General features: G+C 75.7%; 6 protein-coding genes. 5 read left to right on the top strand and 1 reads right to left on the bottom strand.

Features of this window, described 5'->3' with window-relative positions:
- On the top strand, positions 1-764 hold a 764-nt coding region (locus tag WCS02_RS16040), incomplete at its 5' end, for a (Fe-S)-binding protein (RefSeq protein WP_340295047.1).
- 91 nt (positions 765-855) lie between these two features.
- On the opposite strand, the gene WCS02_RS16045 is transcribed toward WCS02_RS16040, so the two are convergent.
- On the bottom strand, positions 856-2,400 hold the full coding sequence (locus WCS02_RS16045; RefSeq protein WP_340295049.1) for an NAD(P)/FAD-dependent oxidoreductase: 1,545 nt from the start codon (positions 2,398-2,400) through the stop codon (positions 856-858).
- 113 nt (positions 2,401-2,513) lie between these two features.
- Between WCS02_RS16045 and WCS02_RS16050 the strand changes: the two genes are divergently transcribed.
- The 4 genes from WCS02_RS16050 to WCS02_RS16065 are packed head-to-tail and all read left to right on the top strand — an operon-like array spanning position 2,514 to position 6,253.
- Positions 2,514-2,996 carry a gamma-glutamylcyclotransferase family protein gene (locus tag WCS02_RS16050; protein ID WP_340295051.1) on the top strand — a complete coding sequence of 161 codons (483 nt, stop codon included), beginning with the start codon at positions 2,514-2,516 and terminating at the stop codon, positions 2,994-2,996.
- Between the two features lie 59 nt (positions 2,997-3,055).
- Complete coding sequence (gene gndA / locus WCS02_RS16055; protein ID WP_340295053.1) at positions 3,056-4,498, top strand: NADP-dependent phosphogluconate dehydrogenase; 1,443 nt, start codon at positions 3,056-3,058, stop codon at positions 4,496-4,498.
- 2 nt (positions 4,499-4,500) lie between these two features.
- Positions 4,501-5,751, top strand: a complete 1,251-nt coding sequence (locus WCS02_RS16060; protein WP_340295055.1) for an amidohydrolase — start codon at positions 4,501-4,503, stop codon at positions 5,749-5,751.
- A 10-nt stretch (positions 5,752-5,761) separates the two neighbouring features.
- Positions 5,762-6,253 carry a FluC/FEX family fluoride channel gene (locus WCS02_RS16065; RefSeq protein WP_340295057.1) on the top strand — a complete coding sequence of 164 codons (492 nt, stop codon included), beginning with the start codon at positions 5,762-5,764 and terminating at the stop codon, positions 6,251-6,253.
- Positions 6,254-6,383 lie beyond the last annotated feature (130 nt).

Consider the following 6,383-nt stretch of genomic DNA (forward strand, 5'->3'; position numbering starts at 1 on the left):
GGTCCGCCGCGGACCCCGCCCCGCCGGCGGCCGCCCCCGGGACCCCGGTCCGCGACCGGGTCGTGCTCTGGGCCGACTCGTTCACCGACGGGTTCAGCCCGACCGTCGGCACCGCCGCGCGCCGCGTCCTCGAGGACGCGGGCTACGACGTCGTCCTCGCCGGGCCGGGCGCCTGCTGCGGGCTGACGTGGATCTCGACCGGCCAGCTCGACGCCGCCCGCGACCGGCTGCGCGGCACCCTGGACGTGCTGTCGCCGTACGTCGACGCCGGCCTGCAGGTCGTCGGCCTCGAGCCGTCGTGCACCGCGGCGCTGCGGGGCGACCTGCCCGAGCTGCTCGCCGACGACGAGCGTGCCGCCCGCGTGTCCGTGGCCGTCCGCACCCTGGCGGAGGTCCTCACCGAGCGCCGCGCCGACGGCTGGCGGGTGCCGGACCTCACCGGGGTCGACGTCCTCGCCCAGCCGCACTGCCACCAGCACGCCGAGATGGGCTTCCGCGCCGACCTCGACCTGCTCACCGGCGCCGGGGCGACCGTGCGCGCGCTCGCCGGCTGCTGCGGCCTGGCCGGCAACTTCGGCATGGAGGCCGGGCACTACGAGGTCTCGGTGGCCGTGGCCGAGCGGGCCCTGCTGCCGGCGCTGCGCGAGGCCCGGCCGGGCACCGTCCTGCTCGCCGACGGCTTCAGCTGCCGCACGCAGGCCGACGACCTGGCCGGCGTGCAGGGCCAGCACCTGGCCGAGCTGCTCGCCTCCCGCCTGGCCTGACCGGACGAGCCCCGGACCAGCCCCGGACGGCATCGGCGCCGCCGCCCACCCTGCGAGGGGGGCGGCGGCGCCGGGAGCCGGGCGCGCCAGGTCAGCGCTGGGCGGCCTCCTCGGTGGCCGTGGGAGCGCCGCCGAGGTCGGGGTGGTCGGGACGGCGCTGCTCGATCGTCTCGTCGGTCCCGGCCTGCGAGCCGCCGGTCGTGCCGCCGGTCTCGCCCGGGGTCGCGTCCTGCGCCCCGTCGGCCGCGGCGCCCGGCTTCTCGTCGAGGTAGACGAGGTCCTGGGGCTTGTGGTGCTCCAGGGCCCTGCGGGCGATGATCTGCTGCTGGGTCACGGCGCGCTCGGAGCGGCCGCGGCCCAGGAACGTGATCGTCCACTTGAGCAGCGTGGTCACCCGGTTCTTGAAGCCGACCAGGTACAGCAGGTGCACCGCCAGCCACAGCACCCAGGCGAAGAACCCGCCGAACTTGAGCTTGCCGACCGACGCCACCGCGTTGAAGCGGCTGATCGTCGCCATCGAGCCCTTGTCCTTGTACGAGAACGCGACGCCGGTCTCCTGGCCCGTCAGCCCGCGGCGGATCTCGCGCGCCACGTGCTGCCCGCCCTGGATCGCCACCTGCGCCACGCCCGGGAGGCCGTCGAGGGCGGCCATGTCGCCGACGACGTGCACCTCGGGGTGCCCGGGCAGCGACAGGTCCGGCTGCACCTTGATGCGCCCGGCCCGGTCGAGCTCGGCGCCGGACTGCTCGGCGAGCAGGGACCCGAGCGGGCTGCCCTGGACCCCGGCCGCCCACACCTTGGCGCGGGCCTCGATGCGCCGGGTCGTGCCGTCCTTGTCCTTGACCTCGATGCCGTGGCGGTCGACGTCGGTGACCATGGTGCCGAGCTGGATGTCGACGCCCATCTGCGTGAGCTTGCGGTGCGCCTTCTCGCCGAGCTCCTCCGCGAAGCCGGGGAGCACGCGGGGCGCGGCGTCGACGAGGACGACCTTGGCGCGCGTCGGGTCGATCCGGCGGAAGTCCCGGCGCAGCGTCTGCTTGGACAGCTCGGCGATCTGCCCGGCCATCTCCACGCCCGTCGGCCCCGCGCCCACGACGACGAAGGTGAGCAGGCGCTCCTCCTCCGACTCGTCCCAGGCGAGCTCGGCCATCTCGAACGCGCCGAAGATCCGGCCGCGCAGCTCGAGGGCGTCGTCGATGGACTTCATGCCGGGCGCGAACCGGGCGAACTGGTCGTTGCCGAAGTACGACTGGCCGGCGCCCGCGGCGACCACGAGGTGGTCGTAGCTGGTGACGGTCTGCCGGTCCAGCACCTGGGAGGTGACGGTCCGGGCGGTGAGGTCGATCCCGGTGACGTCGCCGAGCAGCACGGTGGCGTTCTGCTGGTCGTTGAGGATCTCGCGCGTCGAGGGGGCGATGTCGCCCTCGGACAGGATCCCGGTCGCCACCTGGTACAGCAGCGGCTGGAACAGGTGGTGGGTGGTGCGGGAGATGAGCGTGACGTCCACGTCGGCCTTGCGCAGCCCCTGGGTCGCGAACAGCCCGCCGAAGCCCGAGCCGATGACGAGGACGTGCGGGCGCCCGGTCGTGGTGCGCCGCGGGGCGGCGGGGGTGTCGTGCGTCTGCACGGTGCTCATGCGGACCTCCGGAGGTCTCGTCGAGGTGCCCAGGGTGTCAGCAGCCGGCCCGCCAGGCGAGCGGTCGGCGCGGCCGTGTCCCCGGTACCGGCCGTGCCTGCCACCCTCGTCGGGTGACCGGCACCCTCCTGGTACCCGTCGCAGGGCGGCGCACACCGCTCCTGCTCGCCGTCTACGGCACGCTCCGGCGCGGCTGCCGCAACGCCGGCGTGCTCGCCGGCTGCCGGCACCTGGGCGACGGCGAGGTCGCCGGGACCCTCCACGAGGTGTCGGTGCCCCGCGAGCAGCTGGGCTACGGCTACCCGCTGCTCGTCCTCGACGACGCCCCCGGGCCGGCGGGTGCCGGCGGGCGGGTGCGGGTCGAGGTGTACGGGGTCGACGACCCGGCGACGCTGCTCGCGCTGGACGAGCTCGAGGACTACGACCCCGACGACCCGTCGGGCTCGGAGTACGTCCGCGTGGTCGTGCCGCTGCTCTCGGGCTGGCCGGGGGCGCCGGAGCAGGTCCAGGTGTACGTCCACGCCGGGGAGCCGTCCCGTCGGGGGCCGGTGCTGCCCGGGGGCGACTGGTACCTGCACGCGGGCGAGCGGGCCTGAGCCGACCGGTGCCCGGCCCTGTCCGGCACGGGCCGGCCGGGCTGCGGTAGACATCCCCCATGAGCGCACGCGCGGGTGTCGGAGTCGTCGGGCTGGCCGTCATGGGCAGCAACCTCGCGCGGAACCTCGCGCGCAACGGGCACACGGTGGCCCTGTGGAACCGGACGCAGGAGAAGACCACGGCCCTGGTGGAGGCCCACGGCCACGAGGGCGACTTCGTCCCCAGCGAGGAGCTGGCCGACTTCGTCGCGTCGCTCACCACGCCCCGCTGCGTCATCGTCATGGTGCAGGCGGGACCGGGCACCGACGCGGTCGTCGACGCGGTGGCCGAGCTGCTCGAGCCGGGCGACATGGTCGTCGACGGCGGCAACGCGCTGTTCGGCGACACGATCCGCCGCACCGAGGCGCTGGAGGCCAAGGGGCTGCACTTCGTCGGCGCCGGGGTGTCCGGCGGCGAGGAGGGCGCCCTCAACGGTCCCTCGATCATGGTCGGCGGGTCCGACGAGGCCTACGAGACGCTCGGGCCGATCGTCGAGAGCATCGCCGCGGTCGTCGACGGCACGCCGTGCGCGGCGCACCTGGGCACCGACGGCGCCGGGCACTTCGTCAAGATGGTCCACAACGGCATCGAGTACGCCGACATGCAGCTCATCGGCGAGGCGTACGACCTGCTCCGCAACGTCGCCGGGCTCTCCCCGTCCGCCATCTCCGAGATCTTCGTCGGCTGGAACTCCGGCGAGCTCGACTCCTTCCTCATCGAGATCACCGCCGACGTGCTCGCCCAGGTCGACGCCTCGACGGGGCAGCCGTTCGTCGACGTCGTGCTCGACCAGGCCGGCATGAAGGGCACCGGGACGTGGACCGTCCAGACGGCCCTCACGCTCGGGACCCCGGTGAGCGGGATCGCCGAGGCCGTCTTCGCCCGCGCGCTGTCCAGCCACCGCGAGACCCGCGACGCCGTCCAGGCCGCGTACGGCACGACCAGCGGGTCCACCGTGCCGGTCCCCGACGACGTCGACGCCTTCGTCGAGCAGGTCCGCCGCGCGCTGTACGCGTCCAAGATCGTCAGCTACGCCCAGGGCTTCGACATGCTCGCCGCCGGTGCCCTGCTCCACGGCTGGTCGCTCGACATGGGCCAGATCGCCACCATCTGGCGCGGCGGCTGCATCATCCGGGCCCGCTTCCTCGACCGGATCACCGAGGCCTACGCCGCCGACCCGGCCCTGGTCAGCCTGCTCAGCGCACCCGTGTTCGTCGAGGCGCTCCAGGGCGCGGACGCGGCCTGGCGCCAGGTCGTGTCCACGGCGGCGCTGTCCGGGGTGCCGACGCCGGGCTTCGCCGCCGCGCTCGCCGCGTTCGACGGCTCGCGCCGCGACCGGCTGCCCGCCGCCCTGGTCCAGGGCCAGCGCGACCTGTTCGGCGCCCACACCTACCGACGCGTCGACCGCGAGGGCACCTTCCACGTCATGTGGGGCGAGGACCGGCGCGAGACCGAGGTCTGAGGGTGGCGACCGCGGGGTTCACCGGGCCGCCGGCCCCGCCGGGGCGCGACGTCGCGCTCGTCGGCGGCCGCGTGGTGCCCGGCGTGGGCCCCGCGGTCGAGCGGGGGACCGTGCTCGTCCTCGACGGGCGGGTGGCCGCCGTGGGGCCGGTCGACGAGGTGGACGTCCCCGACGGCGTCCCCGTCCACGACACCACGGGCCGCTGGGTGCTGCCGGGCTTCGTCGAGGTCCACGCGCACGTCGGCATCTTCGAGGACGGCGAAGACTGGCCCGGCCGCGACCACAACGAGATGACGTCGCCCGTCACCGCGCACCTGCGGGCGCTCGACGCCGTCAACCCCGCCGACATCGCCTTCGTCGACGCCCTCGGGGGCGGCGTGACGTCCGTCGTGGTCAAGCCGGGCTCGGGCAACGTCGTGGGCGGCCGCACGGTGGCGCTCAAGACGTGGGGCCGCACCGTGGACCAGATGTGCTTCCGGGAGCCGGCGAGCATCAAGAGCGCCCTCGGGGAGAACCCCAAGCGGGTCCACGGGGACAAGGGGAAGCTGCCCAGCACGCGGATGGGCGTCGCCGCCGTGCTGCGCGAGGCGCTGGCCCGGGCCCGCCACCACCGCGCCCAGCTCGACCGTGCCGCCGCCGAGGGCACCGCGCCGCCGGCGCCGGACCCCGCGTCGGAGACGCTGCTGCTCGCGCTGGAGGACGGCCTGCCCTGGTGCCAGCACGCGCACCGCGCCGACGACATCGCCACGGCGCTGCGACTGGCCGCCGAGCACGGCTACCGGCTCGTGCTCAACCACGCCACGGAGGGCCACCTGCTCGCCGCCGAGCTCGCCGCGGCGGGGGTGCCGTGCGTGGTGGGCCCGACCCTGGGCTCCCGCAGCAAGGTGGAGCTGCGCGGGCGCACCCTGCGCACCCCGGCCCTGCTCCACGAGGCCGGCGTCGAGGTGGCGCTCACCACCGACCACCCGGTCGTGCCCGTCGCCTTCCTCGTCCACGAGGCGACGTTCGCGGTCAAGGAGGGCCTGCCCGCCGACGTCGCGCTGCAGGCGATCACCGTCAACCCGGCGCGCTTCCTCGGCCTGGACGACCGGGTGGGGTCGCTGCAGGTCGGCCTGGACGGCGACGTCGTGGTGTGGGACGGCGACCCGCTCGACGTCATGAGCCGCGCGCTCACGACGTACGTCGAGGGCCGCCGCGTCTACGACTTCGACGTCGAGGAGATGGTGGGCCGCGCGGCCGACCCGTGGTCGTGAGCCCGTCGCCGTGACCGGCCCGGACGAGCCGGCCCCCGCGCGGCGCCGGTGGCTCCCCGCCGCCGCCGTGCTCCTGACGGTCGGGGCCGGTGGCGCGCTGGGAGGGGCCGCGCGGGTGTGGGCCGGGCTCGTGGTCCCGCAGACCGGTGTCCCGGGCTGGGCGGTGCTCGTGGCGGTCAACGTCCTCGGCGCCCTGGCCATGGGGCTGGTCGTCGGCCGCGGCGGCGCGCTCGCCCGCCCCGCCGTGACGACCGGGGTGCTCGGCGGGTTCACGTCGTTCTCCGGCTGGGTGCTCGACGTCCTCCGCCTGCTCGGCCCGGCCCCGGTCCTGGCCGTGGCGCTGCTCGTCGCGGTGCCCGTCGCGACGGTGTCCGCGTGCATGGTGGGCCTGCTGGTCGGCGGCCGCGCGGCCGGCCGCACCGACCTGGGCCGCACCGACGCTGGTCGCACCGACGACGGCTACGCCGATGCGGGCCGCAGAGACCCGGGGAGCCCGGCGTGACGGGCCTGGACCAGGGCGTCGGGACCGGCCTCGTCGTGGCCCTGCTGGCCGCGCTCGTGGTCGGCGCCGGCCTCGGCTCGGTGCTGCGCGCCGTCGTCCTGGCGCGGGTCGGGGCCTCGCCCGGACCGCG

Origin of the sequence: Aquipuribacter hungaricus, assembly GCF_037860755.1 — a bacterium.
Classification (GTDB): domain Bacteria; phylum Actinomycetota; class Actinomycetes; order Actinomycetales; family JBBAYJ01; genus Aquipuribacter; species Aquipuribacter hungaricus.